This is a genomic window from Streptacidiphilus pinicola (assembly GCF_003258295.1).
GTDB classification, from domain to species: Bacteria; Actinomycetota; Actinomycetes; order Streptomycetales; family Streptomycetaceae; genus Streptacidiphilus; species Streptacidiphilus pinicola.
In genome coordinates, this window is record NZ_QKYN01000112.1 from 47,031 (window position 1) to 59,867 (window position 12,837).

The window sequence follows — 12,837 nt, forward strand, 5'->3', positions numbered from 1 at the left end:
GCGATCTGCAGGTGCTGCGCGCGCTCGAGACCGGCCTGGGCGGACTGGACGAGTGGCAGGCCGAGCTGCGGCTGGTCGAGTGCGGCGAGAACACCCTGCCCGCCCCCGCCGCGCCCTCGTGGTCGCGCCGTGTCGCCGCGCAGGCACGCGACCCGTACGCCGCGACGCTCTGCCTGCTCGTGGCCGTCACCTGCCTGTCCGGCGCCTACGGCAGCGCCGCGGTGCTGTCCGTGCTGGTCGTCGCGGGCTGCGCGCTGCGCCTGGTCGGCGAGGTGCGGGCGGAGCAGGACGCCGCCGCGCTGCGCACGCTCGCCGAGGGGACCGCGACCGTGCTGCGCCGCCGCTCGGGCGCCGACGGCGCCGCGGACCGGCCGCGTGCCAGGGAGCTTCCCTTCGACCAGTTCGTGCCGGGCGACCTGGTCCGGCTCGGGCCGGGCGACCGGGTGCCCGCGGACCTGCTGCTCGTGCGCTCCAGCGGGTTGACGCTCGACCAGTCGGCGCTGACCGGCGTCAGCCTCCCCGCGGCCAAGCGCGCGGCCGGGGCCTCGACCGCCGCCGCGTCCGGTCTGCGCTCACCCGACAACGAGCGTCTCTGCCTGCGCGGCAGCACCGTCGTACGGGGCACCGGCAGCGGGGTGGTCGTCGCCACCGGCGCGGACAGCTACCTCGGCGGACGGCCTGCCCCCGACCCCGGAACCCTCGGAACGCCCGTGCCCGAGAGGCCGGAGGCGACCCGGCACACCCCGCGTCGGACCGCGTTCGACCGCACCGCGCGGGCCGTGTCCGGGCTGCTGCTGCGGCTGACGCTGCTGTCCGGAGCGGCCGGTCTGCTGGTCGGGGCGCTCGCCGAGGGCCACAGTTGGGAGGTCGTCCCCTACGCGGCGGCCGTCGCGGTCGGACTGACCCCCGAGATGCTGCTGCTCGTGGTGACCGCCGCGCTGGCCCGCCAGTCCGACCGGTTCCGGCGCGGCGGCGTCTACGCCCGCCGGCTCACCGCCGTGCACGACCTCGGCACGCTCGACGTGCTCTGCACCGACAAGACCGGCACGCTCACCCGTGACCGGCTCACCCTCGACGCCGGTCTCGACCCCGAGGGCAACCCCGATCCCGGGCCCGCCCACTGGGCCGCCGTCACCAGCCTGGTCTGCGCCGACCTCGGCGACCCGCCGCTGGTCGACTCCGTGGACGAGGCCCTGCTCGACGCCGCCTGGGAGGCGGACCCTGGCTTCGCGGACCGCCTGACCGGCCTCCTGGCCGTCCCGTTCGAGCCGAGCCGCCGGATCGCCGTCGCCCTGGTGCGTGGACCGGTCGGGCTGGGTTCCGCGACCCTCTCCGTCACGGGCGCGGTCGAGGACGTACTGGCCCGCTGCGCGAGCGAACGGGTCGACGGCGGGGAGCGGCCGCTGACCGAGGCCCGCCGCGCCGCGGTCGTCGCCCTCGCCGACGCCCGCGCCGCCGACGGCCTGCGCGTGCTGGCCGTGGCCACGGCCGAGACGGAGGCCCCCGCCGCAGGCCCGGGCGTTCGCACCGCCCGACGTCGCGCCGAGGACCCGTACGGGCTCACCCTGCTCGGCCTGGTCTGCCTCGCCGACGCGACGGAGCCGGACGCGGCCGCCGCCCTGGCCGACCTCGCCGCCGCCGGCCTCACCGTGAAGATCGTCACCGGCGACCGGGCCGGAGCCGCCGCGCACGTCTGCCGGGCGGCCGGCCTCGTCCCCGGCACCCCGCTGCTCGGCCCCGAGGCCGACGCCCTCGACGACGCCAAACTGCGCCGCGTCGCCGAACGGACGACCGTCTTCGCACTCTTCGCCCCCGCGCAGAAGGCCCGGCTGGTCCGCGCGCTCCAGGCGGCCGGTCACACCGTCGGCTTCCTCGGCGACGGCCTCAACGACATGCCCGCGCTCCGGGCCGCCGACGTCGGCGTCAGCTCGCCCGCAGCGCTCGACCCCGGCCCGCGCCGCAGCGCCGACCTCGTCCTCGGCGCGGACGCCCTGCCCCACCTCGCCGGCGCGCTCCGCGCCGCGCGCACCGCCGTCGCCAACGTGGGCAACTACCTGCGGATCACGCTCGCCTCCAACCTCGGGAACGTGCTGGCGATGCTGGCCGCGGGCGCGGTCGTGCCCTTCCTGCCGATGCTCCCGGCCCAGGTGCTCACCCAGAACCTCTGCTTCGACCTCGCCCAGCTCTCGCTCGCCTTCGACCGCCCCCTGCGCGACGGCGGCGCGACGGCGGCCCCGCGCCGCCTCACCCGCTCCGATCTGGCGCGCTACGCGCTCCTCTTCGGCGTCGTGAACGCCTGCGCCGACCTCGCCACCTTCGCGCTGCTGCGCTCCGTCACGGCGGGCCTGCACGTCGCGCACTCGGAGGTGCTGTTCCACTCCGGCTGGTTCACCGAGAACCTGATCACCCAGGCCGTCACGGTCCACCTCCTGCGCACCGGCGCGCGCCGCTCGGACGGCTGGTCCCCGGCGTCCTGGCCGGTCCGCGTCGCGAACCTCGCCCTCGTCGTCATCGGCGTCCTGCTGCCCGCGACCCCGCTCGGCGCGGCGCTGGGGCTGCGCCTGCTGCCGGGCGAGTTCTACGCCTTCCTGGGCCTGATCCTGGCCGGTTACGCGGCGGCGCTGCTGGCGGCCCGGCGCTTCGTGGCACTCCCCTCCAAGGGCGAGCGGCTCCTTCGCCCGGTCGACGCCGCCACCTGACGGGCGAGGGCGCCCCAGGGGGTTGCTCGTGCCCACTCTGAGGGCACCTTCCTGTGCGGGTGCCTCCCCGCCGAGGGCTGCGGGACAGCCGCACCGGCAGAGCGTCGCGCCCTCAGGCGGTGCCTCGGGGCCACTCGGGCGCGCGTTCCCGGGGGCGCCAGGTGTGATGGGGTGTCGTGGTGTCGTCGTGGGGCGACTCCGCTGCCGGCCCTCGGCCGGGGGTGCCCCCAGCGGGTGGGCGGCGAGGGGCGGAGGGGACCAGGGCCGGGACCGGAGCCAGGGCGGCCGGGGCGGGAAGGCGGCCCCGGTAGCGGAGGGCGGTCGGGGCCTGGGCCAGGAGCGCGGCCAGGACCTCGGCCGTGGCGCGGCAGTCGCCCAGGGCGGTGTGGGGAGCGTCCACCGCGGCGGCGGTCAGGCTGCGGTGGAGGGCGGCCAGGCCGAAGCCGGAGCCGGCGAGCTGCGCGCGGGCGGTCACCAGCGTGCACAGGCCCGGCCACCGCGGGACCGGACGCCCCGCCCGGCGGAACTCCGCCGCCAGGAACGCGTCGTCGAAGGGCAGGTTGTGCGCGACGACCACCGTGCCGGCCAGCAGGCGCTCCAGCTCGGGGGCGATCTCGGCGAAGGTGGGCGCGCCATGGACCTCCGCCGCGGCTATGCCGTGGATCGAGGTCGCCCCCATCGGGCCCTGCGGATCCAGCAGGGTCGCGTACTCGTCCAGCACTCGGCCGTCCGCCCGGAAGCGCACCACGCCGACCTCGCAGACCCGGTCGACGCCGGGCCGCAGGCCCGTCGTCTCCAGATCCACGGCCGCGAACACCAGCGCGCGCGGGTCGACGACCCGCCGCCGGGAGCGCGTCAGCGAGCCCGCGTCGAAGCAGCTCAGCGACGCCCGCCGGCGCCCGCCCGCCCGGCCGGACCGGCCCAGGCGGCCGAGCAGGCGCCGGACCCCGGCCCGCAGCTGTGAATCGCGCATCGTCTTCTCTCCCGGCCCCGCACCTCTGGGCGCCTCGGGCTGTTCCCCTGATCTTTCTCGCAATGTAGCCGCCGGGTCTGACAGCCGCCGTCCGGATCCCGCCGACACGAAAAGTGCCGCGATCTGTCCGTTCCGGCGTCGACGCGCCTACCCTGGAGGCGTCCGGCACGGACAAGTGCCGGGGCGCGGTTCTGTGCTCTCGCGGAGGCGATCACCGTGCGATCTCGCTCTTCTTCTCCCCGCTCCCGGTCCCGGTTCGCCCCGGACCGCCAGCTCACGGTGCGTATGGTCACCGTGGTGTTCCTCCTGGGCCTGCTCTACGTCGTCTTCGCGGCGGTGCTGATCGCGCTGCTGAAGTCGGCGGTGCTCGTCGTGTTGATCGCGGGCGGTCTGCTCGCCTCGCAGTTCTGGTTCTCGGACCGGGTCGCGCTCTTCGCGATGAAGGCGCGCGAGGTCACCCCCGAGGAGGAGCCGAGGCTGCACGGCGCCGTCGACCGGCTCTGCGCGCTCGCGAACATGCCGAAACCGAAGGTGGCCGTCGCCGACACCGAGCTGCCCAACGCCTTCGCCACCGGACGCAACGCCGACCACGCCGTGCTCTGCGTGACCACGGGCCTGCTGCGCCGTCTTGAGAGTGACGAGCTGGACGGGGTGCTCGCCCACGAGCTGTCGCACATCGCCCACCGGGACGTCGCGGTGATCACCGTCGCCTCGTTCCTCGGCGTGCTCGCCGGCCTCGGCGTGCGGATCGGCTTCTACTCCGGCCTGGTCGGCGGCCGGGGACGCCGCGACCAGAACACCGCGATGATCGTCGCCGCCGTCGTGGTGGTCTCGGCGGCCGTCTACGCGCTGAGCTTCATGATGATCCGCGCGCTCTCCCGCTACCGCGAGTTCGCCGCCGACCGCTCCGCGGCGCAGCTGACCGGACGCCCGTCGGTGCTGGCCTCCGCGCTGGTCAAGGTGAGCGGCGAGGCCGGCCGGATCCCGGTCAAGGACCTGCGCACCGCGCAGGCGTTCAGCGCCTTCCTCTTCGCTCCGGTGCCCTCCGGCGGCGAGGGCGAGGGGGAGTCGAAGCTCGCCCAGCTCTTCTCCACCCACCCCCCGCTCCAGTCCCGCCTCGACGCGCTGGAGCGCATCTCCGCGGACCTCGGCGAGTCCTGAGGCCGCCGCCCCGGCCTCACAGCGTCCGGGTCATGAAGGTGCTCAGCGGGTCGGGCCGGTAGTCGGCGAACGGTGCGCACTCGGCGAAGCCGAACTTGGCGTAGAGGCGGCGCGCGGGCAGGAAGAACGCGGCGGAGCCGGTCTCCAGGCTGACCCGCGTGAAGCCCGCCGCCCGCGCCTCGCCGAGGATGTGCTCCAGCAGCAGCGTCGCGACGCCCCCGCGCTTGCGGGCGACGGCTGTCCGCATGGACTTGAGCTCGGCGTGCCGGGCGTCGAGTCGCTTGAGCGCGCCGCAGCCCACCAGTTCGGCGCCGTCGTGGACGGACCAGAAGGTGACCTCGGGGCGGCGCAGTCCGTCCAGGTCCAGCGCGTGTTTGCTCTCCGGCGGCGAGATCTCCCGCATCTGCCGCACGTGCTCCTCCAGGAAGCCCACGATCTGCGGACCCGACAGGTCGTCGACAGCGATCTTCACGCGTGGCGTTCCTCTCCCGTGACGTTCCTCAGTGACATACAGACAAGTCGATTCAGATGTCCGGTGCGTTACGGCGCCGCCGCTGCGCCGACGGGTGGGCCGGGTCGCCGGTGCGGGCAGGGCGTGTGAGCATCGGGAGAACGGGGTGCGGGGACGGAGGGAGCGCGCGGCGTGCTGACGTCCCAACGGGCGTTCGTCGGCGCGAGGCTCGGCCTGGACCTGCGCCACCTCACCGGCCACGCCGCCCGCACGTTGCACTCTCCAGGGGCGCGAGGCTCTGCCAACCTGCGGCTCCGCCGCGGGCGGTTGATCCAACAGAGCCCCGCGCCCCTGGAGAGTGCAACGTCCCCCGTCGGCCGTCAGGCGGACTCGTCGAGGCGGAAGCCGACCTTGAGGCCGACCTGGAACTGCTTGACCTCGCCGTTCTCGATCGAGCCGCGGACCTGGGTCACCTCGAACCAGTCCAACCCGTGCAGGGTCCTCGCCGCGCGCCCGAGCGCACTGCGGATCGCTGCGTCGACGCCCTCCGACGACGTGCCGACGATCTCGGTGACGCGGTAGGTGTGGTCGCTCATCTCAGCCTCCATCGATGGTCAGCTCACTCCACCTTCGCGCAGGGTGCCACCACCCGCCACGCGGGCCCGCTCACCCGGACGGCGCGGCCCGGCTGCGGCGTCGGCGCGGCCTGCGTAGCGTCGGAGCAGGGCCGACAGGCCCGCCGCCGAGCCTCGGGAGGACGCATGTCCCGCAGCCGAACCGTCGCAGTCCTGCTGGGCGGGGTCGCGCTCGTCGTGGCGCTGGCCGGGTGCTCGGACCCGCCGCAGGGGACGGTGACCGCGACGAACAGCGACGGGTCCGTCGTCCAGATCGTCTCCAACCCGGCCGCCACCTCCTGCCACCGGTTCGCGCCCATCGGCGTGACCGCGGTGATGGACGGCACGCTCGCCGACATGCGCCTGTACGCGTCCGCGAACTGCACCGGCACGAACGACTACCTCTCCACGAACACATCCGTCGGCGGCGGACCCGGCGGCCTCGCTCGGGTTTTCCGCAGCTACGCCTTCGTGGGGCAGTAGCAGGGCCCTACAACCGCGGCACCGCGTCCAGGAGGGCGCGGGTGTACGCGTGCTGAGGCTCGGTCAGCTTCGCGGCCGCCAGGGTCTCGACGATCTCGCCCTGGCGCATCACCGCGACGCGGTCGCTCACCGAGCGGACCACGGCGAGGTCGTGGGCGATGAAGACCAAGGTCAGGTCGAACTCCTCGCGCAGTTCGCGCAGCAGCCCGACGACCTGGGCCTGGGTGGTGACGTCGAGGGCGGAGACCGGCTCGTCGCAGACGATCAGCTTGGGGCGCAGGATCAGCGCGCGGGCGATCGCCGCGCGTTGGCGCTGGCCGCCGGAGAGCTGGTGCGGGTGGCGGTCCGCGTGGTCGGAGGTCAGGCCGACGCGCTCCAGCAGGCCCACGACCTCGGCACGCAGCTTCGCCTCGTCGCGCTCGCCGCGCACCCGCAGCGGCTCGGCGACCGAGTCGCCGATCAGGCGGCGCGGGTTGAGCGAGGAGGTCGGATCCTGGAAGACCATCTGCAGCTCGCGCCGCCGACGGCGCAGCTCCCCGCCGCGCCAGGAGGCGAGGTCCGCGCCCTCGAAGCGGACGACGCCGCTGCTCGGGTCCTGCAGGCGCACCAGGGTGCGACCGAGTGTCGACTTGCCCGAGCCCGACTCGCCCACGATGCCCAGGGTCTCGCCCCGACGCACCGTCAGGTCGACGCCGCGCAGCGCCCGGACGGAGCCGAAGTCGACGCGCAACCCCTCCACCTCGACGAGGACGTCGTCCGCCGCCGGTGCGTCCCGCTCGGGCAGTGGGGCGTCCAGTCGTGGTACCGCCTCCAACAGGGCGCGGGTGTACGGGTGCTCGGGGCGGCCGAGCAGCGCGCCCGTGGCGCCGCGTTCGACGGCCCGGCCCTGCCGCAGCACCACGACCTCGGCGGCCAGGCCGCCGACCACGCCGACGTCGTGGCTCACCAGCACCAGCGCCATGCCGGTCTCCGCGCGCAACTCGTCGAGCAGGCGCAGGATCTGGGCCTGGACGGTGACGTCCAGCGCGGTGGTCGGCTCGTCCGCGACCAGGACGCGGGGGCGCAGGGCCAGGGCCATCGCGATCAGCACGCGCTGGCGCATGCCGCCGGAGAACTGGTGCGGGTAGTCGCGGGCCCGCTTCGGGTCGATGCCGACGCGCTCCAGCACCTCCACCGTGCGCTGCCGGGCGTCGGCGCGGGAGGCGCCGGTGTGCAGGCGGTAGGCGGTGGCGATCTGGGTGCCGACGCGGCGGTACGGGTCCAGGCTGGTCAGCGGCTCCTGGAAGACCATGGCCAGCTCCGGGCCGCGCACGGTGCGCAGCTCGGTGTCGCTCGCCCGGTTCAGGTCGAGCGCCGGACGGTCGGGGCGGTGCAGCAGCACGGCGCCCTCGACCCGGGTCGGGGTGCCGCGGTGCAGGCCGAGCAGGGCGAGCGCGGCAGCGGACTTGCCGGAGCCCGACTCGCCGACCAGGCCCAGCACCTGACCCGGCGCCAGCTCGAAGGAGAGCCCGTCGAGCGCGGTGACCGGTCCGGGGTGGATCACGCGCAGGTCTTGAACCTGCAGGACGGTTTCGACCTGCAGAACGGGGTCGGTCATGGTCAGATCCTGACTCGGGGGTCGAGCGCCGCGTGCAGCAGGTCGGCGACTGTGTTGGCGACGACGATCAGCGCGCCCGCCAGCAGGGTGATCCCGCAGACCACGGGCAGGTCGACGGTGCTCGCCGACTCGACGGCCAGCTTGCCGAGGCCCGGCAGGCCGAACATGGTCTCGGTGAAGACGGCCCCGGCCAGCACCATCCCGATGTCCATGGCCGCGACCGTGACGACGGTCGGCAGCGCGCCGCGCACGGCGTGCCGCAGCACGATCCGGCGCTCCGGGTAGCCGTAGGCGCGCAGGGTGCGGATGTGGTCCTGGTTCAGCGTCTCCAGCACTCCGGCCCGGGTGAGCCGGGTGTAGCCGGCCGCGGAGACGAGCGCGATGGCGAGCCACGGCAGCAGCAGGTTCTGCGCCCACTGCGCCGGATCCTCGGTCAGCGGCACGTAGTTGGGGAAGGGCAGGAGCTGCAGCCAGACGCAGGCGCCCATGAGCAGCAGCAGCGCCATCACGAAGACCGGCGTCGAACCCAGGGTCAGGATCACGGCGTTGACGACCCGGTCCCGCAGGCGTCCGGGCCGCAGCGCGGCGTAGAGGCCGGTGCCGATGCCGAGCAGTAGCCAGATCGCGGCCGCGCCGAGCGCGAGCGAGACGTCGACCGGCAGGCGGTCGAGCAGCATCTGGGTCACCGACTCGTTGCTCTGGTACGAGTAGCCGAGGCAGGGCGCGGAGCACCAGACCGTGGACGGGCCGGTGCTGAAGCCGTGGCCGAGCGCGAGCGTGGTGAGGAAGGTCCAGAACTGCCGCAGCACCGGCTGGTCGGTGCCGAGCGCGTGCCGTACCTGCGCCAGCTGCGGCGCAGTGCAGCCCTTGCCGCAGGCGAGCTGTGCCGGGTCGCCGGGCATCGCGTAGAAGAGCAGGTAGGACAGGGCGGCGAGGGCCAGCAGCACGGCGACGGCGCCGAGCAGCCGGCGGAGCAGGAATCGGATCACCGGGCTTCCCCCTTCTTGCCCGCGGCCTGCTTCCGGCGCCCGCGCCGCGTGTGGGCCGGGACCGGTGACTTCGGGTCGAAGGCGACCCGCAGTGCCTCGCCCAGCCCCGCGAAGGCGAGGACGCAGACCAGCAGGGTCAGCGCCGGGACGAGCACGTAGGTCGGGTCGACCTGGAACCAGGTCGTGGACGTGGAGAGCATCTGCCCCCACGAGGACGTCGGCGGCCGTACGCCCAGGCCGAGGAAGGAGAGGCCCGCCTCGGCGACCATGTTCTGCGGGATCACGATCGCCGTGTAGGTGGCGACCGGCGCGACCAGGCCCGGCAGGATCTCGCGGCGCGCGATGCGCCAGCTGCCGGCGCCGGTCAGCACCGCGGCGGCCACGTACTCGCGTTCGCGCAGCACCCGCGTCTCGGCGCGGACGATGCGGGCGATCGGCGCCCAGCCCAGACCCGTGAGGATCAGGCCGAGCAGCAGCGGCCGCGGGAACGACTGCGGGACGACCGCCAGCAGCGCGATGGAGAAGAAGAAGGTCGGCAGCGCCAGCGCCAGGTCGGTGACCCGGCTGAGCAGGGCGTCCACCCAGCGGCCGCCCCGCCGTCCGTCCGCCAGACCGGCGGCCAGACCGACCAGCAGGCCCAGCAGCAGCTGGCCGAGCGTCGCGCCGAGCGCGACGCCCAGGGAGACCCGGGCGCCGTAGACCAGCCGGGCGAACAGGTCGCGGCCGGTGGTGGGCTCGACGCCCAGCCAGTGCTGGGCGCTGATTCCGCCGAACGTGCCGTTCGGGCTGCCGCCGGTTGCGGAGTTGAGCAGGGTGTCGTGGAAGGAGTTGGGGTCCTGGCCCTCCAGCGCGGCGAGCCAGGGAGCGGTCAGCGCCACGAGGACGAGCAGACCCACGGTGACCGCGGCGGCGCGCCCGCCGCGGCGGGCCCACACTCCGGCCGCGCCGCCGGCCGGCCGCTGCGCCCCGGTGGGGAGCGCGGCGGCCGACTCGACGGCGGCACCGGGTTCGGTGCTGGTGAGCGTCACGTGACCACTCATCACTTGACCGAGACCGAGGCGATGTCGTACCAGCCGCGCCACTGGTCCAGGTAGGCGTTCTTGACGTGCGAGCCGTACAGGACGCTGGTGGCCTCCTCGTACAGCGGCACGGTCAGCGCCAGCTTGCCCAGCTGGGCGTCGAGCGCGGCCCACTGCTGCTGCGCGGCGGTGTAGTCGGTGATTTGGTTGATCTTGTCGATCTGTGCGTTCACGGCCGGGTCGTTGTACTGGGCCAGGTTGAAGTTGCCGCCGCCGGTGACGATCTGACGGCCGTCGAAGATCGGCGTCAGGAACGGGCCGCCGCTCGGCCAGTCGGCGCCCCAGCTGGTCAGGGTGAGCGCGGGTTGGGTCGCCGGGGTGTTGACGGTGCTGTTGAAGTCCGCGTCGCTGAGCGGCTGCAGCTGCAGGGTGATGCCGGCCTTGGCGAAGGCCTGCTGCAGCGCGGTCGCGGCGGGCGCGCCGGTGTTCACGTCGTCGGTGTCGTAGGCGAGCGGTACGGTGATGCCGTTCGGGTGGCCGGCCTGGGCCAGCAGCTGCTTGGCCTTCGTCGGGTTCCCGGTCGCGCCCGCGGGGAAGTAGTCGTAGTCCTGGTGAGCCGCCGTCAGGCTCTCCGGGGTGAAGGTGGTGCTGGGCACGGCCAGCTGGGTGCCGCCCTCGGCGTTGACCAGGGCGGTGCGGTCCACGGCGTAGGAGAGCGCCTCGCGCACCAGCTGGTTGTCGAACGGGGCCTTCTTCAGGTCGAAGGCCAGGTAGAAGATCTGCGGGAACTTGCCGGTCACCACGCGCTTCTTCAGCGCCGGGTCGGCGGAGACCCTGGCCAGGGTCGGCGCGTCCAGCGAGGTGTCGGTGGTGATGGCGTTCGCGTCCTGGCCGACGGAGGCGCTCAGGCGCTGGTTGATGACGGCGGAGGAGAGCCCGAGCGAGATGTCGATCCGGTCCGGGCAGGCCAGGCGCTGCTGGTCGGTGCTGCGCGACCAGTAGCTGTTGCGGACGAGGTCGAGCTCCTTGCCCTTGGTGAAGCCCGCGATGCTGTAGGGGCCGGAGGAGACGGGGTCGGCGTTGTACTCCTTGCCGGTGTCCTTCGCCTTGGGCACCGGGGCGAACTGCGTCTCGGCCGCCAGATAGGGGAAGTCGCCCTCGCTCTTGCGCAGGTGGAAGACGATGGTGCTCGGGTCGGGCGTCGCGATGGAGGCCAGGTCGGTGGTGCCGCCGCCGTACGGGCCCTGGTAGTCGGCGCCGCCGACCAGCCAGTCGCGCAGGTAGGGCGGGCCGCCCGCCAGCTGCGGGGAGAAGGAGCGCTCGACGCCGTACTTGATGTCGGCGGCGGTGATCGGTGTGCCGTCCGCGTACTTCAGCCCGGACTTGAGGTGGTAGGTCCAGACGGTGGCGTTCTGGCTCGGCGTGCCGGTGTCCGTGGCCAGGTCCGGCACGACCTTGGTGCCGTTGGTGCCGGCCACGCTCTGACGTGTGGTCAGGGTGCGGAAGAGCAGACGCGGGATGGCGCCGCCGCCGGAGGTGTAGAGCACGGCCGGGTCGAAGCCCTTGGTGTTCTTGGCGCTGTCGAGGACACGCAGCGTGCCGCCCTGGCAGTTCGCGGCCGAGAACGCGTCCGAGGAGCTCGCGGAGGAGCTGCTGCCGGCGCCGCAGGCGGCGAGGGAGCCGGTCAGGGCGACAGCGGTGGCGGTGAATAGCGCTATTCGGGCAGGGCGAAGCATCGTGGTGTCCTTGGTCGGGCGACGGCCCGGGCAGGGGGAGTCCGCGCGGCGGGGCGCACGCGCGGCGCGGCACGGCGGCAGGGGCCGCGCCGGAAAGGGGGGAATTCTCAGGTGCTGAGACCTGGCTGCTCAGAATGCGGCAGCAGGAGGAACGAGCGGGCAGCGGCCCGCCTGCGTCAGCGACAACAGAAGTTGTCGGACACGCTGTGCGCACACATCGCCAGCAGCGTGACCTGGTAGGTCGGCTGGACGGGGGCGAGGTGGTGGTGCGCGTGCATGGTCATGGACTGTAGGGGGGCTGAATAAGGCCAGTCAACATGACGGTGTCTAGGATCTCGCATGCCGGAACCAGTTTTGGACAGCGTGGACGGTGGCGACCGGATCCCACGAGCCCGGCCGACTGCGCGTCAGCGGGTAACAGGCCAGGCCCAGCAGCAGCGCGCTGAAGTGGCCGACGCTGGTGAAGTCGCGGCTCCGGACGACGCCGAGACCGTAGAAGACGAGCAGCCCGACCAGGTAGAGGTACCGCCACGGCTTGGCGATCAGGTAGACCAGCACCGCCTCGACCCCCGCCAGCGCGTAGCTGACGCCGTAGTCGAGGGTGAAGCGCGCCTTCTCCGGCGCCATGCCGTGGTTGATCGCCCAGGAGAGCACGCCTTCGCTGATGTACGTCGCGCCGACGTGCGTGATGAGCACCACCGCGAGCCAGCGCGCGGTGCCCAGCCAGCGCTCGGCCGGCACGTGGAAGATGTTGTAGAGCACCAGGTAGAACCACCACCCGCCGCCGGCGATGTAGAAGGCGCTGGTGATCAGCACCCGGACCGGCTGGGTCGAGAGGTAGTGCAGGTTGGTGGAGTGCCGCTGCAGGATCCGGTCCGCCGTGTGCGGATCCACGTGCCGGATCACCACGGTCGTCACGAAGAGGATCAGCAGCCAGATGAAGGTGCCGGGAGCCCTGCGGACGTAGGCCCACACGGCCCGTCGGCCCCGACCGATCCGGCCCCCCGCCGCGACGAGTTCCATGATCCCTTGTAACCCGGACGGCGGACGGGGGCAACCGCAGGCCGCGTAGCCTGTGCCGGTCGTACAGGTCCGCGGCGGGGCTCGCGGACACG

Annotated in this window: 11 protein-coding genes; 3 read left to right on the top strand and 8 right to left on the bottom strand. The window is 73.7% G+C overall.

Annotated elements, in window-relative coordinates:
- Nucleotides 1-11 precede the first annotated feature (11 nt).
- A complete protein-coding gene (locus DN069_RS27195; protein WP_243639782.1) occupies nucleotides 12-2,699 on the top strand; it encodes an HAD-IC family P-type ATPase in 2,688 nt (895 codons plus the stop codon).
- Nucleotides 2,700-2,811: 112 nt separating this feature from the next.
- On the opposite strand, the gene DN069_RS27200 is transcribed toward DN069_RS27195, so the two are convergent.
- Nucleotides 2,812-3,672, bottom strand: coding sequence for a 3'-5' exonuclease (locus tag DN069_RS27200; protein WP_111505280.1), 861 nt, complete (start codon nucleotides 3,670-3,672; stop codon nucleotides 2,812-2,814).
- Between the two features lie 216 nt (nucleotides 3,673-3,888).
- Between DN069_RS27200 and htpX the strand changes: the two genes are divergently transcribed.
- Entirely contained in the window at nucleotides 3,889-4,833 is a 945-nt protein-coding gene (gene htpX / locus DN069_RS27205; RefSeq protein WP_279387934.1) for a zinc metalloprotease HtpX, read from the top strand.
- Nucleotides 4,834-4,849: 16 nt separating this feature from the next.
- Here htpX and DN069_RS27210 read toward each other — a convergent pair whose 3' ends face one another.
- On the bottom strand, nucleotides 4,850-5,305 hold the full coding sequence (locus DN069_RS27210) for a GNAT family N-acetyltransferase (protein WP_111505284.1): 456 nt from the start codon (nucleotides 5,303-5,305) through the stop codon (nucleotides 4,850-4,852).
- A gap of 359 nt (nucleotides 5,306-5,664) precedes the next feature.
- Nucleotides 5,665-5,880, bottom strand: coding sequence for a dodecin (locus DN069_RS27215; protein WP_111505286.1), 216 nt, complete (start codon nucleotides 5,878-5,880; stop codon nucleotides 5,665-5,667).
- Nucleotides 5,881-6,045: 165 nt separating this feature from the next.
- Here DN069_RS27215 and DN069_RS27220 point away from each other — a divergent pair, with 165 nt between their 5' ends.
- On the top strand, nucleotides 6,046-6,381 hold the full coding sequence (locus DN069_RS27220) for a hypothetical protein (RefSeq protein ID WP_111505288.1): 336 nt from the start codon (nucleotides 6,046-6,048) through the stop codon (nucleotides 6,379-6,381).
- 7 nt (nucleotides 6,382-6,388) lie between these two features.
- Here DN069_RS27220 and DN069_RS27225 read toward each other — a convergent pair whose 3' ends face one another.
- The 5 genes from DN069_RS27225 to DN069_RS27245 form a co-directional block, all read right to left on the bottom strand.
- The gene (locus DN069_RS27225; protein WP_111505290.1) at nucleotides 6,389-7,978 is read right to left on the bottom strand and encodes a dipeptide ABC transporter ATP-binding protein; all 1,590 of its coding nucleotides are present in this window, start codon (nucleotides 7,976-7,978) and stop codon (nucleotides 6,389-6,391) included.
- Nucleotides 7,979-7,980: 2 nt separating this feature from the next.
- A complete protein-coding gene (locus tag DN069_RS27230) occupies nucleotides 7,981-8,967 on the bottom strand; it encodes an ABC transporter permease (RefSeq protein ID WP_111505292.1) in 987 nt (328 codons plus the stop codon).
- Nucleotides 8,964-9,995, bottom strand: coding sequence for an ABC transporter permease (locus DN069_RS27235; RefSeq protein ID WP_341538509.1), 1,032 nt, complete (start codon nucleotides 9,993-9,995; stop codon nucleotides 8,964-8,966). The genes DN069_RS27230 and DN069_RS27235 overlap by 4 nt, the downstream gene beginning before the upstream one ends.
- Before the next feature lie 11 nt (nucleotides 9,996-10,006).
- Nucleotides 10,007-11,722, bottom strand: a complete 1,716-nt coding sequence (locus DN069_RS27240; protein ID WP_111505296.1) for an ABC transporter substrate-binding protein — start codon at nucleotides 11,720-11,722, stop codon at nucleotides 10,007-10,009.
- Between the two features lie 327 nt (nucleotides 11,723-12,049).
- The gene (locus DN069_RS27245; RefSeq protein WP_111505298.1) at nucleotides 12,050-12,745 is read right to left on the bottom strand and encodes a rhomboid-like protein; all 696 of its coding nucleotides are present in this window, start codon (nucleotides 12,743-12,745) and stop codon (nucleotides 12,050-12,052) included.
- Nucleotides 12,746-12,837: the final 92 nt, after the last annotated feature.